General features: G+C 70.0%; 20 protein-coding genes, 1 pseudogene and 1 riboswitch. Of the genes and pseudogenes, 6 read left to right on the forward strand and 15 right to left on the reverse strand.

The features are described from left to right. Window positions 1-34: 34 nt before the first annotated feature. From IE198_RS23500 to IE198_RS23515, 4 genes are all read right to left on the reverse strand, one after another. Complete coding sequence (locus IE198_RS23500; protein ID WP_189889768.1) at window positions 35-1063, reverse strand: methyltransferase; 1029 nt, start codon at window positions 1061-1063, stop codon at window positions 35-37. Window positions 1064-1115: 52 nt separating this feature from the next. Continuing rightward, window positions 1116-2180: a right-handed parallel beta-helix repeat-containing protein gene (locus tag IE198_RS23505; RefSeq protein WP_189889771.1), complete on the reverse strand. Its 1065-nt coding sequence runs from the start codon at window positions 2178-2180 to the stop codon at window positions 1116-1118. Window positions 2181-2284: 104 nt separating this feature from the next. Further along, on the reverse strand, window positions 2285-2806 hold the full coding sequence (locus IE198_RS23510; protein WP_189889773.1) for a hypothetical protein: 522 nt from the start codon (window positions 2804-2806) through the stop codon (window positions 2285-2287). Window positions 2807-2848: 42 nt separating this feature from the next. Further along, window positions 2849-3520, reverse strand: a complete 672-nt coding sequence (locus tag IE198_RS23515; RefSeq protein ID WP_189889775.1) for a hypothetical protein — start codon at window positions 3518-3520, stop codon at window positions 2849-2851. 519 nt (window positions 3521-4039) lie between these two features. Between IE198_RS23515 and IE198_RS36160 the strand changes: the two genes are divergently transcribed. Next, window positions 4040-4171: a hypothetical protein gene (locus IE198_RS36160; protein WP_268246493.1), complete on the forward strand. Its 132-nt coding sequence runs from the start codon at window positions 4040-4042 to the stop codon at window positions 4169-4171. A gap of 179 nt (window positions 4172-4350) precedes the next feature. Here the strand turns inward: IE198_RS36160 and IE198_RS23520 are convergent, their stop codons facing one another. From IE198_RS23520 to IE198_RS23545, 6 genes and pseudogenes are all read right to left on the reverse strand, one after another. Next, window positions 4351-4731 carry a hypothetical protein gene (locus IE198_RS23520; RefSeq protein ID WP_189889778.1) on the reverse strand — a complete coding sequence of 127 codons (381 nt, stop codon included), beginning with the start codon at window positions 4729-4731 and terminating at the stop codon, window positions 4351-4353. Between the two features lie 36 nt (window positions 4732-4767). Beyond that, window positions 4768-4938, reverse strand: a complete 171-nt coding sequence (locus tag IE198_RS36165) for a putative T7SS-secreted protein (protein ID WP_268246494.1) — start codon at window positions 4936-4938, stop codon at window positions 4768-4770. Window positions 4939-5147: 209 nt separating this feature from the next. After that, a pseudogene (locus tag IE198_RS23530) lies at window positions 5148-5559 on the reverse strand (hypothetical protein); the annotation flags it as partial. A 229-nt stretch (window positions 5560-5788) separates the two neighbouring features. Continuing rightward, window positions 5789-6070 (reverse strand): hypothetical protein, encoded by a 282-nt coding sequence (locus IE198_RS23535; RefSeq protein WP_189889780.1) that lies wholly within the window; start codon window positions 6068-6070, stop codon window positions 5789-5791. A gap of 224 nt (window positions 6071-6294) precedes the next feature. Further along, on the reverse strand, window positions 6295-7140 hold the full coding sequence (locus tag IE198_RS23540; RefSeq protein ID WP_189889782.1) for a transglycosylase SLT domain-containing protein: 846 nt from the start codon (window positions 7138-7140) through the stop codon (window positions 6295-6297). A gap of 2 nt (window positions 7141-7142) precedes the next feature. Further along, a riboswitch (cyclic di-AMP (ydaO/yuaA leader) is annotated at window positions 7143-7302 on the reverse strand. Between the two features lie 390 nt (window positions 7303-7692). After that, window positions 7693-9171 carry a glutamate-cysteine ligase family protein gene (locus tag IE198_RS23545; RefSeq protein WP_189889784.1) on the reverse strand — a complete coding sequence of 493 codons (1479 nt, stop codon included), beginning with the start codon at window positions 9169-9171 and terminating at the stop codon, window positions 7693-7695. Between the two features lie 224 nt (window positions 9172-9395). Here IE198_RS23545 and IE198_RS23550 point away from each other — a divergent pair, with 224 nt between their 5' ends. Together IE198_RS23550 and IE198_RS23555 are read left to right on the forward strand one after the other, a co-directional pair. Continuing rightward, a complete protein-coding gene (locus tag IE198_RS23550) occupies window positions 9396-10511 on the forward strand; it encodes a DUF8814 domain-containing protein (RefSeq protein WP_229834266.1) in 1116 nt (371 codons plus the stop codon). Window positions 10512-10568: 57 nt separating this feature from the next. Beyond that, window positions 10569-10919, forward strand: a complete 351-nt coding sequence (locus IE198_RS23555) for a hypothetical protein (RefSeq protein WP_189889786.1) — start codon at window positions 10569-10571, stop codon at window positions 10917-10919. Window positions 10920-10975: 56 nt separating this feature from the next. On the opposite strand, the gene fusA is transcribed toward IE198_RS23555, so the two are convergent. From fusA to IE198_RS23570, 3 genes are all read right to left on the reverse strand, one after another. Continuing rightward, on the reverse strand, window positions 10976-13060 hold the full coding sequence (gene fusA, locus IE198_RS23560; RefSeq protein WP_189889788.1) for an elongation factor G: 2085 nt from the start codon (window positions 13058-13060) through the stop codon (window positions 10976-10978). 484 nt (window positions 13061-13544) lie between these two features. Beyond that, a complete protein-coding gene (locus tag IE198_RS23565; protein ID WP_189889790.1) occupies window positions 13545-14984 on the reverse strand; it encodes a flotillin family protein in 1440 nt (479 codons plus the stop codon). Between the two features lie 163 nt (window positions 14985-15147). Beyond that, window positions 15148-15654 carry an NfeD C-terminal domain-containing protein gene (locus tag IE198_RS23570; protein WP_189889792.1) on the reverse strand — a complete coding sequence of 169 codons (507 nt, stop codon included), beginning with the start codon at window positions 15652-15654 and terminating at the stop codon, window positions 15148-15150. A 412-nt stretch (window positions 15655-16066) separates the two neighbouring features. Here IE198_RS23570 and IE198_RS23575 point away from each other — a divergent pair, with 412 nt between their 5' ends. Together IE198_RS23575 and IE198_RS23580 are read left to right on the forward strand one after the other, a co-directional pair. Next, window positions 16067-16417, forward strand: coding sequence for an isochorismatase family protein (locus tag IE198_RS23575; RefSeq protein WP_506417281.1), 351 nt, complete (start codon window positions 16067-16069; stop codon window positions 16415-16417). A 229-nt stretch (window positions 16418-16646) separates the two neighbouring features. After that, entirely contained in the window at window positions 16647-17198 is a 552-nt protein-coding gene (locus tag IE198_RS23580) for a hypothetical protein (protein WP_189889796.1), read from the forward strand. A gap of 76 nt (window positions 17199-17274) precedes the next feature. On the opposite strand, the gene IE198_RS23585 is transcribed toward IE198_RS23580, so the two are convergent. Beyond that, the gene (locus IE198_RS23585) at window positions 17275-18123 is read right to left on the reverse strand and encodes a hypothetical protein (protein ID WP_189889798.1); all 849 of its coding nucleotides are present in this window, start codon (window positions 18121-18123) and stop codon (window positions 17275-17277) included. Between the two features lie 4 nt (window positions 18124-18127). On the opposite strand from IE198_RS23585, the gene IE198_RS23590 reads away from it, so the two are divergent. After that, complete coding sequence (locus tag IE198_RS23590) at window positions 18128-18463, forward strand: tetratricopeptide repeat protein (protein WP_189889799.1); 336 nt, start codon at window positions 18128-18130, stop codon at window positions 18461-18463. A 228-nt stretch (window positions 18464-18691) separates the two neighbouring features. Here the strand turns inward: IE198_RS23590 and IE198_RS23595 are convergent. Continuing rightward, window positions 18692-19041, reverse strand: a 350-nt coding sequence (locus IE198_RS23595) for a DUF8817 family protein (protein ID WP_506417280.1), incomplete at its 5' end; no start/stop codon positions are given.

Genomic DNA, 19041 nt, shown 5'->3' on the forward strand with positions numbered 1-19041 from the left:
CGCGGGGCCGACGGCGTGCCCGGTGCGCGGGGCCTCAGCCCGGCACCACGCTGTCGAAGAGATGCAGATAGGCGTTGACGGGACGGACGTCGCCGACGACCAGTCCGGACTCCGTCATCCTGCTGATCATGCTCTCCCTCGTGTGCTTGGCACCGCCCACGTTGAGGAGCAGCAGCAGGTCCATCGACGTGGTGAACGTCATCGACGGGGTGTCGTCGACGAGGTTCTCGATGACGACCACCCTGGCTCCCGGGCTCGCCGCCGCCATGACGTTGGACAGCGTCCTGCGTGTGCTCTCGTCGTCCCATTCCAGGATGTTCTTGATGACGTACAGGTCGGCGGCGACCGGCATGGCCTCACGGCAGTCGCCGGGAACGATCTCGGCCCGGTCGGCGAGCGAGCCGCCTTCGAGCAGCCGCGGATCGGCGGCCGCGACGACACGGGGCAGGTCCAGCAGGGTGCCCCGGATGTGCGGGTGCTTCTCCAGCAGTCCGGCCAGTACGTGGCCCTGGCCGCCACCGATGTCGGCGACCGTCTTCGCGCCGCCGAGGTCGAGCACCTCTGCGACGTCCCGCGCCGACTGCATGCTGGAGGTGGTCATCGCCCGGTTGAACACCTGGGCCGACTCCGGCGCGTCGGCGTGGAGGTAGTCGAAGAACTCCTTGCCGTACAGGTCGCCGAAGACGCTGCCGCCGGTCCTGACCGCCTGGTCGAGGAGCGGCCAGGCGTCCCAGGTCCACGGCTCCGTGCACCACAGCGAGATGTCGCGCAGGCTGTGCGGATCGTCCTTGCGCAGCAGCCGGGACATCTCCGTGTGGACGAACCTGCCCTCCTTGTCCTCCTCGAAGATGCCGTAGCAGGTCAGGGCCCGCAGCAGCCGCTTCAGGGCCCTGGGCTGCGCCTTCACCTCCGCCGCGAGTTCCGCCGCGGTCACCGGTGTCTCTCCGAGCGCGTCGGCGACGCCCAGCCGGGCCGCCGCGCGCAGGGCCGCGGCGCAGGCCGCGCCGAAGACGAGCTCTCTGAGCCGCATCGCGGGCAGAGGGGTTGCGCTTGCAGTGGTCATGCTGAATCGGTCCTTCGTGAGTGGCCGGGGCCGGTCGGCACCGTCCGGTCGGTCAGCACAGGCCCGCGGGCTCGGAGAACCGGCACATGTTCCCGGCGAAGAGGTTGCCGGTGCCCTTGGCATCGCGGTTGGCCAGGTCGGCGGTCCCGTTGCCGAGGACCACGTTGTTCCTGACGACGTTGTCGGTGCCGGCGGCACCCACGATGCTCTTGAAGAGCACGATCCCGCCGGACATCGGGGCGGCGCCCACGTTGCCGCGGATGACGTTCCACTCCACCAGGGTGTCCTCGGTGCCGGTGAGGACGATGCCGGTGCCCTGGATCTCGGGCAGCCGCGCGGTCTTGTCGCAGTGCTTGTTGTTCTCGTGCACATGGTTGTAACGGACCGTCAGCGCCCCGGCCCGCGGGGTGGTCTCGTCACCGACGAGGAAGGCGCCGGCGCAGTTCCCGGTGATCTCGTTGGCCTGCACGGTCAGGTTCCGCACGCGCCGGACCGTGGTGCCGATGCGGTTGCCGACCATGAGGTTGCTCGAGACGACCGTGCCCCTCGTGTCGAGGGCTCCGGCTTCCTCGCTGACGGTGTTCGCCACGAAGATGCCGGCGTCGCCGTTGCCGCGGACGAGATTGCTCCGCAGGACCGACCGGGTGGACCGCTCCTGCGCAATGCCCCAGGTGCCGTTGTTCTCCGAGGTGACCTGCCGCACCGTCAGCCGGTCGGTCCTGGCGGCCCAGACGCCGCTCTTGTCGAACCCGCTGAGCGTCAGGGACCGGATCTCGACGCCCTGGACGGGCTGCTTCTCGGTGCCGAGCACGCAGATGCCATTGCCTGCCGCCGCGCAGGAGCCGGCCTTCGCGGCGGACGCGGACGGCTTGAGCACCGTCCGGCCGCCCCGGCCGCGCAGGGTCAGGTCCGACTTGGTGATCCGGACGCTCTCCGTGAAGGTGCCGGCGGCGATGTCGATCGTGTCGCCGGGCTTCGCGGCGTCCACGGCGGCCTGGATCGACTCGCCGGGCTGTACCTGGTGGGTGACGGCGGCGCGGGCGGGGGCCGCCGCGCCGAGGCCTGACACGACGAGCAGCGCCGCGCATCCGAGCATGGTTGTTTGTCGCTTGGTCATGAACCGAAGCTATGCGCTTTCACGGCCAAATCGGCACAAACCACGCCTGGGCGAGCTTGTGTCGCGCCCACCCAGACGTGGCCATGCGTCCATCAGGACGGCATTCAGGCCTCTTCGAAGTAGGCGTCGAGGACCGCGTCCAGCTCCTCGGTCCACTCCTTGAGGTGCCCCCTGGCCGGGGCTTCGACGTCGGCGTTGAACCAGCGGTTGGCCGCCACGTGGACGGTGACCGTGAAGCGGCGCCCGAAGCGGGCCGGCTTCACCTCGACGGCGCCGATCTCGTCCCATCCGAACTCCGCCTCCTGGTCGTCCAGGGTGAAGCGGATGCCCGACCGGTCGGCGGCGATCGACCCGCGGCGGTCACTCACCTCGAAGGCGGGCCCGTCGTCGTCCTGCGAGGCGCCCTCCGCCGGCTCGTCGGCGGGTTCCTCCCCGCCGTCGGCCACCGTCTCCGGCTCCGCGTCCGCCGACTCGGCCGCGTCGGTCTCGGGCTCAGTCCCCTCGTCCTTGCTCTCCTCCTTCCTGTCCTTCACGGCAGGCAAGGGCCCCGTGAGGCCCGGGATGAACGCCGGATCCGTCCCCACGCCGAGTTCGATCTTCGTCTTCGGATCTATCTGCTGCTCCACGGCGGGCAGTATGGAGGATGAACCTGTACGAGACCAATGCGGTCAGCCGATCGGCGTCCGTGTTTCCTCACGCACCTGCAGCACCTTCTTTGCCGTCGCGTCGAGATCGACCGACTCCGGGTCCTGCGCGGCGTCCGCGGGTGTCAGGAACGCGACGTAGGCAGCCGTGTTGCCGTCGCCCCAGGCACAGACGGGGACGGTCGAGGTTCCGTCCGTTTCCTTCGAGAGGAGGACGGCGCACCGGAGATCGACATCGGAACCGGAAGCCCTGACGGTCCTCGGCGGACGCGACTCGGACATGCCGTCCGCCTTCCGTATGCCGTCCAGCAACCTGTCCCGCACCTGAGCCGGGTCCCTGAACCGCCCGTGCAGCCCGATCAGGACGAGCCCGCGCCGTGCGTCCGTGGCAGTACCGTTGTAGGACCCGCGGGACGCCCTCGGATCGCGCAGGTCCGGATCGCGGCTGTAACTGCTGTCCTTCTGCAGATCGGCGTCGGCGTCCGCGGAGCCGTCCTTGATGAGCGCGTACTCGCCGCCCAGCAGCTCCTTCGGCACGGTGAGCCGGTACTCGGCAGCCGGGAAGGCGGCATCGGAGGAACCACCGCTGTCGCTGCCGAGGTTGCCGATGAACGCGAGCAGCCCCACCACGGCCACTGCCCCCAGTGTGAGACCGACGACCAGCCACGTCCGGTCCTTCTTGGGCGGTGGCCCCACGGGTGCCTGCCCCCATCCTTGCGGCCCCGGTCCCTGAAACTGCTGTGCCGGGTAGGGGGGCTGGGGCTGGTGGTGCCCGTGGACATACGGGCCCGGCTGCTGCGGAGGTCCGTACGGACCGGGAAATTGGTGGGGTGGCGTGGTCATGGCTTGACCCTACGTGACCCCCGAGTGACGCCTCCCGCACGTCGGTGAGGAAGCGTACGAATCCTTCAGCGCTGTTGGACGTGCTCGGCCACCTGAGCTTGGAACGCCAGCAGTTGAACCGACTGCCGGCATCGCTGTCCCAGACGTCGCTCGAACTGCGGCTCACCCCCCAGCACCCGGCGGGCGGGCGAAGCTTCTCCCGGCCGGTGGCGTGACGAGTCGACTGACGGACGCCCGCTACGCGGATCATCCGATGCCGCTGCAAGACGAGGCGATGCGCGACAGGCCCGGCTTCGCGTCCGAGATCCCCATCGTGGACGACATGGGCTGCGGGCGCCGGCCGTCGAACTCCTCGCGGAGGGCTGGCTCCCCATGCAGCCGTCCACCGGTGCACTACGCCTGGCGCACGGTGCGTTCACCACGCAGGCGCGGGCCACGCTGGAGCACGAGAGCGAAGGCAGCGGGCCGAGAGACGCCGACAACCCGCTGCTGCTGATCGGATAGTTCGTCGGCCTGGGCGTCATGACCAGGCGCACGGACGGCGCGATCGACGTGCCCGACATCTACCGCTGCGCCTTGGGCCTCAGCCGCCGCGGGGCGTGCCGCGGCGGCCGTTGGGGTGACGGTTCACATCTTCCAGGGAACCGGTCGAGCTCCCGGTAAACGGAACCAAGAACAGAAATTCAGACGACATAAGGATAGATATCGATCTGACCGATGGTGAATTCCACGGTCCCGCCGACCGGAAATTCCTCGGCACCTGACGGCACATCAACCAGAATCACGTCCGATCCGAGCCTGAGCCCAGCGACACCGTCTTCGTCCACTGATTCAAGTTGCCCACGGACCAGGACGAGGCCCTCTTGATATTCGCCAGAGATCGTGGCCGGCCCCTCCGCCTTCGACCAGACGCCGACCTCTCCAGGGATGTCAAATTCGACCGCACAGCTGCCCACGCCGGGTACTTCCCTCCCGCGCCACACACCCCAAGCAGCCCCCAGTGGACACGTGAACACAACACACTGAAGCGGCTCATCGACAACCTCTTCAAGCTTGATCTCCATTACTTCAATCCCAGCGGAACTCGAACCATTGTGTTATCAACAATCCAGGTATTCGAAGGCGACATGAACGTCCAAGTCTCCTTGTGAAACCTTCTTGTTGTACGCCTCAACCGCTTTCCTGGAGTCGCCCTCGCCCTCCTCGTAGAGGGCGATCGCCTCCTTCGCCTTGCCCTGCACGCCGGTGATCGCCCTGGAATACGTCTCCAACGCTTGACCGCGCTCTCGCACGCGTCAGCCGCCCGCAGCCAGTCCGTGGGCAGCGGCTCGAACTTCTCCCGGAACGCGTCGAGCGAGGAAGCGGTCTCGTCCCCCCAGTCCTCCACCGCCTCGGCCACAGCGTCATAGCCGTAGTGCCCCAGGCCTCACCAGCCTTGTCGGTCACATAGTCGACACCCTCGCCGACCAGCTCCTTGCCGGTCCGGGTTGTCCCACGCGTGCTGGTCACGGATCGTGTCCCAGCTCATCTGCTTGGTCTCGTCCTCCGACAGATGCGGATTGCCGTTGACCGAGTTCACGCCGATCTTGATGCTGTCCTTGATGCACTGCTCCTGCTCGGCGACCGAGCCCGCCGACAGGCCCAGTGGCTGAGCGACGATGTTGCCCTTCATGGTCAGGGCCCCAACCGCCACTCCCACCGGTTGCAGAACGTCTCGAACTCCGACGTCAACCCGCCGTGCCCCAACTCAAAACCCGACAACGCCAGATCAGAAAACCCCCGGCCCGTCGTCGCCTCGCCGATCATGCCGAGCTCTCCTTCAACTCGGCATGCGCCAGACCCGGCAACCATGCAGACCGACGCCGCCCAGCCGCCAACTCATCGGCGGCCAAGGGAGCTTCACCTACCGGCTGCGGGGCTGCATGCGGCGCGGACGGCTCCTCGGGAGCAGGCCAATCGGCCAACTCGGCAAGCCTCGAGAGGCGGTCAGGCCTCGATATCTCATCCCCGTTGTCACTCACGCACGGAATGCTGTCATGGCCGTGTTCCCCCGGGAGCAACGCGAAAGTGGCCCATATCAGGCTCATACCTGCACGGATGACGGACCTCCGGTGCAGACGCTCACCCCACGGGGGCGTGCCGCCCTCGCCCGGCACGGACCGCGGTTCCTGCCGCCCGGCACCGGCGCAGGGCGCTCCTGCCGCAGCCGCGCCACTGGGCCCTCGTGACACGGGCGCGATGACCGCCGCTGGTGATCATCGCGTTCACCGGTGTCATCGGGTCCGCGGCCATCGCCTTGGCCAGCAGGACGCCGGCCACCAGGGGAAGCAGGGTCACGGCCAGGGCCGTTCCGGCGGTGGCGGCGCCCCGGACCCGGGGGTGGTGGAGGGCTTCAGGGATCATGCTCCGATTCGACCAGCGGCGGGGCGCCGGCGGATCCGGCGGCGTACTCAGGCCGTCGGGTCCTTGTACTCAGGTGACCCGACCGCAATCGGGGCCGGGGTCCTGGCGTTCCACCGTGCGGCGGGACTTCGGTCACGGCTCGGGCCGGTGCCCGGGACGCCGCCGGGCGCCCCGGGCACCGGCCCGGTCAAGTACCGCGCCTCGTGGCCGCGGCAGAGGTCCCGTCAGTAGGGACCGTTCACGTTGTCGATCGAGCCGTACCGGTCGGCGGCGTAGTTGCACGCGGCGGTGATGTTGGCGACCGGGTCGTACAGGTCGTAGGAGGTGCCGGGGACGTGGTAGGCGTCGAAGGTCGGCTGGATGACCTGCAGCAGGCCCTTCGACGGGGTGCCGTTGATGGCGTTGATGTCCCAGTTGTTGATGGCCAGCGGATTGCCGGAGGACTCACGCATGATGTTGCGGTGAATTCCCTCGTAGGAGCCCGGAATTCCGTGCTGGGCCATGATGGCCAGCGATTCCTTGATCCAGCCGTCGAGGTTGTTCGCGTACGCCACCGGCTTCGGGGCGGTGGCGGCCTTCTTGGTGGTCTCCGTGGCGGCCTTGACGGCCGGCGCGCTCTTCCGCTCCGAGCGGTCCGCACGCTCGGTCTCCGCGGCACGGTCGGCCTTCTTGGGCGCGGGCTTTTCCTTGGCCTCCGCCTTGGCGCCGATGGTCAGCTTCAGACCCGGGCGAATCAGCGCGGGGTCGTCGCCGACAGCTTTCCGGTTGTCCTTGTAGAGCTGCTTCCAACCGCCGTCGAGGGAATGGTCGACGGCAATCTTGTAAAGGGAGTCACCGGCAACCACGGAATACGTGACGGCGGCCTTCTTGGCAACGACCTGCGCGGCGGAGGCTACGGCGGCGGGCGCCACGGCCTTCTCGGCGACGACGGACTGCGCCACGGGGGCGGCCTGAGCAGTGGTGGCGCCCACGAGCGGAAGAGCGAGGGCCGCGCCACCCGTGGTCGCGACAATGAAACCGCGGGTGCGGGAACGGTACTTGGGACGACGGTGCTTACCCTTTGCGGGCATGGCCAATTCCTCTCCGTCGCCTGCGAGGTGAGCTGTCGGGTTCGGGCTGGAGATGCCCGGCCGCATACGAATGCGACTTCACCCCGAGCCGTTCCGTATTCCGGTTCGGCGGCTTACCTGGTTCCCCCGCTCCTGCCGTACGTGAGTGAGTGTGGTCTGGATTCCGGACGGCGGCAGGATTCGGCGGTCCACCCGGATTGACGGTGACCGTAAGCGAGAGCGGCCAGGCGAAACAAGTGCCGAATTATTGATCAAATTACGAAAGGAGGCCCTGTGGGCGGTTTGGTTGATTGTCATTGCCGCGTCAAGGCTCTCAAAACCCTTCCCGCCAAAGGGAAGTGACCGGCCCGGTGACGCCCTCGTTGCGGAATGCCAGGTGACTGACATCACTGACCCTGCACGCAACCACGGGCCTTGCCGTCATGCACCAACAGCGCCAACTCGCAACAATCGTCCTGAATTTAGCTTCCACCCCAAGTCAAGCCAAATTCTATATAACGGACATTATTCGCCAAAGCGCCGAGCTTCGGGGCAGGGGCGGACGCGGGTCCTTCAGTCCACCGGCCAGGTGTGAGCAGGCGCGTTCAGATGCATGTAGTCGATGTACTGCTGTGTCATCAGGCGAAGCGCCTCGTGATGGTCGACCCGGTTCGTGGAGTCGATGCGGTGGTACGTCTCCACCTGCCACACGGCCCCGTTGCGTCCGGTGATGCAGCGCTGCTCGATGATGCCGAGCAGCGGCTCCCGCCACGCCGAGTCCATGCCGGAGCGCTCGAGCCCCCGGTGAGCCATCGGCAGCAGACGCCTCAGTACGAGTTCGGCCACCGGGACCTCGCCCATCCCGGGCCAGTACAGGAGGGCGTCGATGCCGTGCCGGGCGGCCGCGTGCAGATTGTCCTCGGCCGCCTGGAAGGACATACGGGACCAAACCGGCCGTTCCTCGTCGACCAGTGCGCGGGTCAGCCCGTAGTAGAAGGCACCGTTGGCGAGGACGTCGGCGACGGTGGGACCGGCCGGGAGCACCCGGTTCTCGACGCGCAGGTGCGGCTTGCCGTGGCTGACGGCGTAGACCGGGCGGTTCCAGCGGTAGATGGTGCCGTTGTGCAGCGTGAGTTCGGCCAGTTCGGGGGTGTCGCCGCCGTCCAGCGTCTGGTGCGGGTCCTCCTCGTCGCACAGGGGCAGCAGGGCAGGGAAGTAGCGCACGTTCTCCTCGAAGAGGTCGAAGACGCTGTTGATCCACCGCTCGCCGAACCACACCCGCGGCCGCACCCCCTGCACCTTGATCTCCTCGGGGCGGGTGTCGGTGGCCTGCTCGAACAGCGGGATCCGGGTCTCGCGCCACAGCTCCTTGCCGAACAGGAACGGCGAATTCGCCGCCAGCGCGACCTGCACCCCGGCGATCGCCTGCGCCGCGTTCCAGTAGCCGGCGAACTCGCCCGGCGACACCTGCAGATGGAACTGCGTGCTGGTGCACGCGGCCTCGGGGGTGATGGTGTCCGCGTACGTGCGCAGCCGCTCCACCCCGTCCACGGCGATCCGCAGGTCCTCACCGCGCGCCGCGAAGACCTGCTCGTTGAGCAGCCGGTAGCGCGGGTTCTCCGACAGTGCCGCCTCCCCCACGTCCCGCTGCCGCAGGGTCGGCAGGATGCCGATCATGGCCAGATGGGCCCCGACCCCCGACGCCCGCTGCTCGGCGTGGTTGAGGGCGTCGCGGATCTCCTGCTCCCAGGCGTCGGGGCCACCCGCGGTCAGCGTCCGGGGCGGGATGTTGATCTCCAGGTTGAACCGGCCCAGCTCGGTCGCCCAGGCCGGGTCCGCGATCGCCTCGAGCACGTCGGTGTTCCGCATCGCGGGCTCCGCGGCCTCGTCGACCAGGTTCAGCTCGATCTCCAGCCCCACCTGGGGCCGCTCGGACTCGAACCGCGCCTCGCGCAGCATCTGCGCGAACGTGTCGAGGCACGCCTGCATCTTCTGGCGGTACCGGCGGCGGTCGTCACGAGTGAAAACGAGCGCCGGGACGTCACGCCCCATGGGCCCTCCCGAGTCTCGCGAATCCCGTCGGCAGACGGCTTCCCCCTCAGCGTCCCACTCCCCGCAGGCCCCTACCAGCGGGGCGGACCGACGCGTGCGGGCGGCGGCGCGGTTCCCGGCTCCATCACTCCGACGGCCGAGCACCGGGTCCGTCCGCCTCATCTCCGCCGCCGGAACGCCCGAGGATCAAGAACGTGACTGGACTGCGCACGACACTACGGAACGTGACCGGACGGACGACGGAGGGCAACGGGCCCCGGTGCGGAAGCGCCGGCGGAGGCATCGCCCGTGGCGCGGCCCCGCGCCGGCCGGCGGTCTGGGCGGTGTCGCTGATGACGCTCGCCGGGCCGGTCCTGGGCACCGGGCCCGCGTCGGGCTCTCCGGCCGCCGACGCGGCCATGGGCGACAGCGTCACCTGGATCGTCAGCCTGGACGAGGGCGGTGCGGGCCCTGACGGCGACGACAACGTCCACCACTCCGGCGACGCCCTGCGCATCCGCGGCACCGGACTCGCCGGCACCGGCCGCGGCCAGGGCTCCGCCGTACTGCCGGTGCACCGGCTGACGCACGGCGTCGACCGGGTCGCCGCCGAGGTGCAGGCGGACGTGCCGCCCGGCGCACAGGTGCTGGTCGACGTCCGCGGCCGTGGCGGGAGCGGCCCATGGACCGAGTGGCGCGAGGCGGCGCCCGGCGCTCCGGCCGACCTGCCGCGTACGGTCACGGACGTACAGGCACGGCTGATCCTCCGGAGTGGGCCGGGCGGGACGAGCCCCGCTGTCGCCGGCCTGCGGCTCACCGCCGACCTCGCGGACCTCTCCGTACCGGCACGGGAGGCGGTCGCACCGTTCACCGCCCGTGTCTTCGCGACGCGTGAGGGCCTGGTCGGCGGCACCACGGCCAATGGGCACGTGATCCGCCCGGACGACCATTTCGTCGCGCTCCCCTCGCGGCGCGGGCTGTCCCGGAAGGGCACCGGCGAGTACTCGGTGCGGGTCTGCGGGCCCGCCCGGTGCGAGACGGCGCCGGTGTGGGACGTCGGCCCGTGGAACATCCGCGACGACCACTGGAACCCGTCCTCGGTGCGGGAGAGGTTCAAGGACCTTCCGCGCGGGCTGCCCGCGGCCCAGGCGGCCTACGAGAGCGGCTACAACGGCGGGCGCGACGGCTTCGGCCGCCGGGTCCTCAACCGGGCCGGCATCGACCTGGCCGACGGCACGTTCTACAACGTGGGGCTGCACGACAACGGCTGGGTGACCGTCACCTACCTGTGGACCGGCGACGCCGACATCCGCGGGAACAGCGGTGCCCGGGAGCGCGAGGCCCCGGGCACCGTTTCCTGAACCGGCCTCTGCCGCCTCCAGGTCTTCGCCGGAGAGCACCGCGACACGCTGGTCGCCGTGGCCGGGGTGACGGCACTCGCCCGCGAAACGGGACTGGACAAGCGCGTTGTGCAGCTCAACCATGTCGCCGCCCGGATCGCCGCCGTCGAGGGCGACGAGACCCGCGTGCGCTCACTGATACGGACCGGGCCGACGATCGACGGCAGCCACGGCATCGCCGCCCTGATCCAGCTGGGCCTGGGTCTCGGCCGGTACGAGGGCGTACTGCGCCGTACCGACGAAGTGGAACGCGGCGGAGCCCGGCACTCGATCGCCTCCATTCAGGCCTGCGTGGACGCGGCCGAGGCGGCCGTGCGGCTCGGTGAGCCCGACCGGGCGGATCAGGCGGCACACGCCGCCCGGGCCTGAAGCGACACACGAGCGCCCCGTGCCGGTTCGGGTCCGGCTCCGGGGCGCTCCTGCTGCTACGACGACGCCACACCCGTCACCGACGCCGGTGCCGGGGCGTAGCCGGCGGGCCGGGTGGTGAAGGTGCCACGGCCCTGGGTACGGCTGCGCAGGCGGGACGCGTAGCCGAAGAGTTCGGCCAGCGGCACCGTGGCCGTCACCACCGCCGTACCGGACCGCGCGGTCTGACCGGCGACCCGGCCGCGCCGGGCCGCGAGATCGCCGAGGACCGTGCCGACGGCGTCGTCGGGCACGGTGACCGTGACCTCGACGACCGGCTCCAGCAGCGCCGTCGCGGATGCGCGCAGGGCTTCGCGCAGCCCGAACCGGCCTGCCGTACGGAACGCCATCTCCGACGAGTCCTTGGAGTGCGTCGCCCCGTCGGTCAGCGTCACCCGCAGCCCCGTCACCGGATGACCTCCGACGGGACCCTCGGCCAGGGCGTCCCGGCAGCCGGCCTCCACAGCACGGACGAACTCCTGCGGAACCCGCCCGCCCGTGACGGTCGACGTGAACGCGAAGCCCTCCGCACGGTCGTCGTCCGGGTCCAGCGGCTCCACATCGAGGACGACATGCGCGAACTGCCCGGCGCCGCCGTCCTGTTTGACGTGGCGGTGGACGAACCCGGTCACGCCGCGCACGACGGTCTCGCGGTAGGACACCTGCGGCCGGCCGACGCCGACCTCCAGCCCGTGGGCGCGGCGGATCTTCTCCACCACGACCTCCAGGTGCAGTTCACCCATGCCCGACAGCACCGTCTGACCGGTCTCGGGATCGGTCCGGACCGCCAGCGACGGGTCCTCCTCGACGAGGCGCGCCAGCGCCATCGCCAACCGGTCGGTGTCGAGACGGCTGCGCGCCTCGACCGCCACGGTCACGACCGGAGCGGCCGCAGTGGGCGGTTCGAGGAGCAGCGGCGCGGCCGGCGCGCACAGCGTCGCGCCGGTGCGGGCGGACTTGATCCCGATGACGGCGACGATGTCCCCGGCCTGCGCCCGCTCCACCTCGGCGTGCCGGTCGGCCTGTACGCGCAGGATCCGTCCGATGCGTTCGCAGCGGTTGGTTCCCGGGTCGAGCACGGCGTCTCCCCTCCGAATCGATCCCGAATACACGCGTACGTACGTCAAGCGGCCCGTGGCCGTCGAGTTGACCTTGAACACCAGCCCGGCGAAAGGCGCGTCCGGGTCGGCGGCCCGCTCCTGCTCGGCGCCGTCGTGGACGCCCCGTACCGGCGGCACGTCCAGCGGTGAGGGCAGATAGGCGACGACGGCCTCCAGCAGCGGCTCGATGCCGCAGTTGCGGTAGGCGGACCCGCACAGCACCACGACGCCCTCACCGCAGTGGGTCAGGTCGCGCAGCGCCGTCGCCAGGGTGTGCTCGGTGAGCGCGGAACGCTCACAGAACTCCTCCAGCGCGACGGGGTGCAACTCGGCCACGGCCTCTTCCAGCAGTCGGCGGCGGCGCTCCGCCTCCGTCCGCAGGGCGTCGGGCACCGGCACCTCCTCGTACCGGTCACCGCCGGCGCCCCAGATCAGCGCACGCATACGCAGCAGGTCGACGACGCCGGTGAACTCGTCCTCCTGCCCGATGGGCAGTTGGACCACCAGCGGCACCGTCCGCAGCCGTTCCCTGATCGACCGGACGGCCGAGTCGAGGTCCGCCCCGGCGCGGTCCAGCTTGTTGACGAACGCGATCCGCGGTACCGCGTGCCGGTCGGCCTGCCGCCACACCGCCTCGCTCTGCGGTTCGACTCCGGCTACGGCGTCGAACACGGCCACCGCGCCGTCGAGTACGCGCAGCGAGCGCTCCACCTCGTCGGAGAAGTCGACGTGGCCGGGTGTGTCGATCAGGTTGATCCGGTGGCCGTCCCAGAGGCAGCTCACCGCTGCGGCGAAGATGGTGATGCCACGGTCGCGCTCCTGCGGGTCGAAGTCGGTGACGGTAGTGCCGTCGTGGACCTCACCGCGCTTGTGGGTGGCGCCGGTGAGGTACAGGATCCGCTCGGTGACGGTCGTCTTGCCGGCGTCGACGTGGGCGAGGATGCCCAGATTTCGGACGCGGGTCAGCGGACTGGTGGTTCGGTGTCGCAGGTCGGTGCGCACGGCCCAGGGCCTTTCGAAGGTTGGAGAGCAGGGCAGCGCGATTCCCGGGCGAACGGCCCCGGCCCGGGAGCCCGCACCGTCATCTGCCGCGGCGGGCGCGCGTCGTGGCGCACCGGCCCCGGCGACTCGCGGTCGTCAGGGCAGCCGGGCTGAGGGGGACAGCTGCGGACAGGCAGGGATACGGGGATCAGGCGTTCGTCACAGGCATCCGGTGACGGCCGCGCAGCCGGCACCGGGGGGACGAGGACACCAGGATCACGTCGTAACGTGACCGGGGAGCAGCGACGGCAGTGCGGCAACGCATGGTCGTGCTCCCCTCATGGGCTCTTGGCCTTCGGCCATCGGATCGAAGTGCTGCGATGCCGCCTGCACCGCGCGAACCGAGTGTAGGGAGAAGGGGCTTGGGGGCGACACCGATTTTCCGCGAACGGCGGCCGGAGGGCCGCGCGGTGGGGCCCTCCGTACCGCGTCGCACCAGGCCGTACTAGTCGGTGATCTCGATCGCCCCGTTCTGTTCGGCCCTGCTCAGGTCCGTGTCCCGACCCTGGTTCCGGTCCTTGTTCCCTGTGATGCCCTGGAGCAACTGGGCGAGGTCGACTCCGGTGGTGGAGGTGAGGAGTTCCAGGCCCTGGGCGACGTTGTCGGCGACGGCCCGGGGCAGCTTGGCGGCGCCGTCGGTGGAGATGACGGTCATCTTGTCGATGGCCGACAGCGGTTCGGCGGCCTTGGCGACGACTTGCGGCAGCACCTCGACGAGCATCTGGAGTACGGCCGCGTCGCCGTACTGCGCGAAGGCGTCGGCCTTCTTGCGCATGGCCTCTGCCTCGGCCGATCCCCTGGCCGCGATGGCGGCGGCCTGCGCCTCGCCCTCGATGCGCACGGCGTCGGCGAGCGCGGCGCGGTGCGCCTTCTCGCCCTCACCGGTCAGCCGGGCGCGCTGCGCGTCGGCCTCCGCCTCCTTGACCTGGGCGATACGGCGGGCCTCCGCCTCCTGCTCGGCCTGGTACCGGGCCGCGTCGGCGGGCTTGCGGACCTTGGTGTCCAGTTCACGGTCGGTCAGGGCGGCCTGCCGCACGGCGACCTTCTCCTGCTGGCTCAGGATCTCCTGCTGCCGGTCGGCCTGCGCGAGCGGCCCCGCGGCGGCGGCCTTCGCCGCGGCCTCGTCGGTCTCCGCCTTGATCTCGGCCTGCTTGAGCGCGAACGTCCGCTGGGCGATCGCGATCTCCTCCTCGGCCTTCAGCCGCGCCTGCTCCGACGCCCGCCGGGCGACCGCCTCCGCGATGTCGGCCTCCTGCTTGGCGCGGGCGGCCTCCGGCCGGCCGAGGTCCTCGAGGTAGGAACCCTCGGTGGTGATGTCCTGGATCTGGAAGGCGTCCAGCACCAGCCCCTGCCCGGAGAGGCTCGCCTCTGCCTCCTCCGCGACCTGTCCGGCGAAGGCGGCCCGGTCGCGGATGATGTCCTCCACCGACATCCGGCCCACGATGGAGCGCAGCGCGCCGGACAGCACCTCCTGCGTGAAGCCGACGATGCCGTTCTGCTGCATGAGGAAACGCTGGGCAGCGGCCCTGATGGAGTCCTCGGTGCCGCCGACCTTGACGATCGCCACGCCTTCGAGGTTTGCCTTCACACCGCGCAGGGTGACCGCGCCGCGCACGGCGACGGGGATGTGCCGGCTGGACAGGTCCAGGGTGAACTTCTGCTGGACGAACGGGACGACGAAGACGCCACCGCCGACGACGACCTTCTGGCCGCTGTTGTCGGTGAAGACGCGGCCGGTCTCCGGGTCCGTGGACTTCTTGCCTCGCCGGCCCGTGATGATGAACGCCTCGCTCGGCCCGGCGACCTTGTAGCGCGTGATCACGACGAGAGCGAGCAGGACGAAGAGAACGACGACGCCGACCACGGCGACGAGCACAGGGCTCATGGTGTTTCCCCCTTGTGTTGGAACAGACAGAACAGAGCCGGCCGGCCGGGGCTGCCGGCTGCGGGACCGGCGGTGAGCGGGCGGCGAACGGTGACCGGTGACGGTAGACGGACGACGGTCGGACGGGCGGACGGGCGGACGGGCGGCGAACCGTGACGGGTCGTCAGCGTTCGACGGGGCGGACCGCGACGGATGTCTCCGAGAGCATCGACTCGACCCAGACCTCGGCGCCCCGCGCGAGAGGCTCGGAGCCCTTCGCCGCGTACTTCAGGCGCTGCCCGCCGAGGGTCAGCAGCACCTCGCCGTACCCTTCGGCCGGAATCGGGGTGACCACCGTCCCCGCGCTGCCGACGAGATCCTCGCCGCGCGGCGCGGTCGGGGCGTCGTCGCGCATGAGTGCCCGGCTGAACCGCCACGTCAGCCACCCGGCACTGGCACCCGCCAAGGCGCCCGCCGCGGTGGCGGCACCCGCGCCGAGGCCGGTGGTGCCGAGGGTGATGGCACCGGCGAAACCGAGCATCGACACGAATCCCGCGATCACGGGCAGCGACAGGAAGCCTTCGAGCCCGCCTCCCAGACCGTCGAGCACCCCTTCCAGCAGCCCGTCGAAGAGCAGGGACAGCAGAAGCAGCACCAGACCGGCGATACCGAGTCCGAGAAACCAGCCCATGCGCGCCACCCCATCCCCTGCCCGAAGCTTGGGCACGGGGATGCTTTCACGAAACCGGCCGGGAGTTCACTGCCGGATCCCGGCAGTCTTCACGCGGTTTTGATGCCGCCGCCGCCCCGGGCCCGGGGCGGCGCGCCCCTAGCCGTGCTGCGGAGGTGGAGCACGCCGTCTTCACCCGCTGCGGGGACGCGGCATCCTGCTCACCGCCCGGGACGGCCGGCTCGTGTGCAGCGCGCCCGGACGAGGAGGCGTTCAACGCCCTTGACCGGTGCGGCGCATGCATCTTGACGATCCTGTCCTGCGCGCCGCGGCGAAGCCCGGATGAGGGAGCGCAGCCACCCGCCACCGGTCCTCCAGACCGGTGGCGAACCGTGCGTACTCGTGCTCCCCGCAGCCGCGCTGAACGACGGCAATCGGCACATGCCGCCTGCTGGGCGTCCCCGTGATCCATGCGGTGCAGCCCGGCACCCAGTCGCCCGAAGAGCGCGGCCTGCTCACCGACTTCTGGGGCACGGGACTCGGGGATGTCCTGGAGGAGGCGGCGATCGTGGACGACGTCGCGCCGGACGCGAGCGGCGTGCTGGTGTGCACGTGGCGCTACAGCGCCTTCTTCCGTCCGGACCTGGACCGGCAGCTGCGGATGCTGCGCCGCCGTACGCACCACCGAGGAGCTGACCGGCCTCCTGCGCGGCTCCGCCGCGCTGACGGCGAAGCTCTCCGAGCTGACGCGACGCGGCACCCAAGCCGAGCGGGCGGCCAGTGAACGGGCACGCGAGGCCACCGCAGGAGCCGTCGAGCTCGCACGCCAGCCTTCCCCTGGCCGCCGCATCGCTGCCGAGACCTCAGCCCTGATCGACAGGGCGGAGCAGCTGAACACGCTCGCACAGCAGCACACCGACACCGCGGCTCGCGCCGGCGCCGAAGCCTCCCGAGCCCGCGAGATTCTCGCCGCGGTCCAGCGCGCCTCAGACCGCAGCCGGATCGCGCTGCGCATGGCCGGCACCTCGCGTGCAGAGCAGCAGCAGTTGATCGCTCAGTACGCGGCCCAGACCGACGCCGCCGATCAAGCACACCAGCAGGCCCTCCATGCGGCTCAAGCGGCGCAGCGCGAGGCATGGGAGACGATCAGCGCCTCGCCGCTCGCAAATGTCATCCGTGGCCATGACAGCGACGAGCACGTGCCCACCGCTGCCGTGCAGATCGAGCTGCTGGCGAGCATGCGCACGCAGCTGCCCGCCTTCGAGGAGCGCATCAACGCCGACCGTGCCGAGGCGGTCCGCCGTGCCCGGGCCCAAGTCGTCGAACTCCGGGCAAGTGTGGAGACGTTCCGTACGGACGCGGCGAGGATCAAGGCAGAGCAGGAGCTTCGCCGCCGCATCGCAACCGAGGCGCCGCATCAACACCAACAGGAAGCTTCTGCTCGCGACGGCGCTCTGCAGCAGCAAGCCCGACAGCAAGTTGCCGCCCAGCGCCGACAAGCCGGCGATCTGTGGGGAGAACCTGCCTCTCCCGTCATGAGGCCCGGCCCCCGAACTGGCCGCTGATCCTCTCCATCGAGTAGTGAGCCTTGCCGCATCGAGCTTTTCGTGAACCGGCTGACCTGCAGGATTTCGCGAAATATCACCCAAACAAAGGATCACCAGCGGGCACCGGCTGCTGGCCACCTCCCGCGACACGCTGGCCGGCCCGGATTTCCCGGCCCGACTGATCGCCCTGGGCCAGCTCGATGCCCAGCCGGCCGCCGACCTCATCGCCAGCGCCCTCACACGGGCCCGGCCCGAAGACTCCCGCCCGCGCCAAGAGCCCCAAGCCCTGCGGGAGATGGCCGCACACTGCGGGTACCTGCCGCTGGTGCTGACGATCGCCGCCGCCCAGCTCACCGCCGACCCCGGACTGCCCCTGACCACCCTGGCCGCCGACCTCGCCGACACCCGTACCCGCCTGCAAGCCCTCCGCTACCAAGAGCAAGGCGGGCGTTCCCTGGGGATGCAGGCTGCCTTCGATCTGTCCTACCGGCGGATGGACGATCAGCCTGCGCGGCTGTTTCGGCTGCTGTCGCTCAACCCCGGTCCCGACCTGTCCACCGACACCGCAGCTGCCCTGGCCGGCCAGCCGGTGCGGCCTGCCCGGCAGAGCCTGGCCGCTCTGACACGGGCCGGACTGATCAGCGAGCAGCCCATCGGCTCCGGCCGCTGGCGCATGCACGACCTGACCCGCCTGTACGCCGATGACAAGTGCCGGCGCCAGGACTCCGACCTGTCCAGGCAGCAAGCCCTCAGCCGTCTGTTTGAGCACTACCGGGACACCACCAACGCCGCTGACGACCACCTGCGGGCTCTGCCCGGTCAGCGTGTCCCTGACCGTTTCCCCGACCGCACCGCCGCCACGGCCTGGCTGAATGCCGAACGCCTCAATCTCACCGCCACCGTCGCCCTCACCGCGGCCACCGGCCACCGGCCACGCGGCCACCACCGTGCCCCTGGCCGAATGCCTGAGCGTCTACCTGCACGAGCTCCGCTACTTCCACGACGCCCTCACCACTGCGCAGCACTCCCTCAGCGCCGCCCGTGAGTTCGGCGACCGCCATGGCGAAGGCCGGGCGTTGAACAACCTCGGCCTCGCCCTGCGGGAGGTGCGGCGGTTTGAGGAGGCCATCGAGGCCCACACCCAGGGCCTGGCCATCTGTCGTGAGCTCGGCGACACCCACAGCGAAGGCCAGGCGCTGGGCAACCTCCGCCTCGCCCAGGATGAGATGCGTCAATCGCGTGGACTGCGGGCACTATGGCGAAAATTCACACACAGAAGCTGAATGTTATCGCGTGTACTGGAACGGCCTCAGGCACGTAAGGCACGTGCGCGAAACGGTACGTGCCTCACAGATATCCGATGGTTGCCAGGCATGTTGGTCATGTGGGACGGGCCGAGGCTTTGTACGTGGAACTGGACAACAGTGTCGATGACGGCCGGCAACACCCCGCTTGTGGCAGGAAGCGTGTCGACGAGATTGGGCAGCGCCTGGCCTCAGAACCACGGCACCCTAGGACCGTAGCTCGGCGAGTCGCGCCAAAGCCTCGGGAGACGACGCCCTTTCCTCCTCGGTGAGCTGGAGCTCAGCGGCCTGCGTCAGCAGTTGCGCGGCCAGGGCGTCGTCGCCGAGCCGCTGCGCGATGTCCCCCCGCAGCACCAGCAGGCGCAGATGCTGTGCGGGGGTGGGGCGCTCGTCCTCCGATCGCAGTGCGTAGTCGATGATCTTCGCGGCGCCCGGCAGATCCTCCTTGGAGTCGACGAACAGATCGGCCATGTGCACTGCCCGTGCGAAGGTTTCCTTGGGTACCGGCCGGAGTCTCTGGTCCTCGCTGATCTGCTGGCCGACGCGGATGCTGTTGC

Source organism: Streptomyces xantholiticus (assembly GCF_014651015.1).
Classification (GTDB): domain Bacteria; phylum Actinomycetota; class Actinomycetes; order Streptomycetales; family Streptomycetaceae; genus Streptomyces; species Streptomyces xantholiticus.